1 pseudogene is annotated in these 390 nt (G+C 82.6%); it reads left to right on the forward strand.

From position 1 onward, the window contains the following. A pseudogene (locus tag SSBG_RS01415) lies at positions 1-390 on the forward strand (hypothetical protein); the annotation flags it as partial.

Here is a 390-nt window from a genome sequence, read left to right on the forward strand (position 1 = left end):
CGTGCGACCGTGGCGACGCTGCCGGGCTGGCCGCTCGCGCTCACCGTCGCCGCGCCGGGCGTGCCCGCCCCGCACGACCCGGACCTGTCGGGGGCCCCGGAGGCTCCCGCGCTCCTGCGTCCGCCCTCCGGTGCGGGCTGGGGCCCGGCCCAGCGCCGCCTGGGCGCGGACGAGATCTCGCGCCAGTGGGCGGCGTGGCGCGCGGAGTTCTCGGCGGAGGAACCGGTGGAGACCGCCGGAGCGGCGGACGGGGCCGGGGCGGAGGCTCCCGCCTCCTTCGTGGCACCCGGCTCCGAGACCGCCGCCGCCGCCGTGCGCGCGGCGCTCGCCGAGGCCCACGCCTACCTCGACGCGCCCCCGCCGCCGGGGCGCGTCCGCTCGGCCTTCGCG

The sequence above is a fragment of the Streptomyces sp. SPB074 genome (genome assembly GCF_000154905.1).
GTDB lineage: Bacteria > Actinomycetota > Actinomycetes > Streptomycetales > Streptomycetaceae > Streptomyces.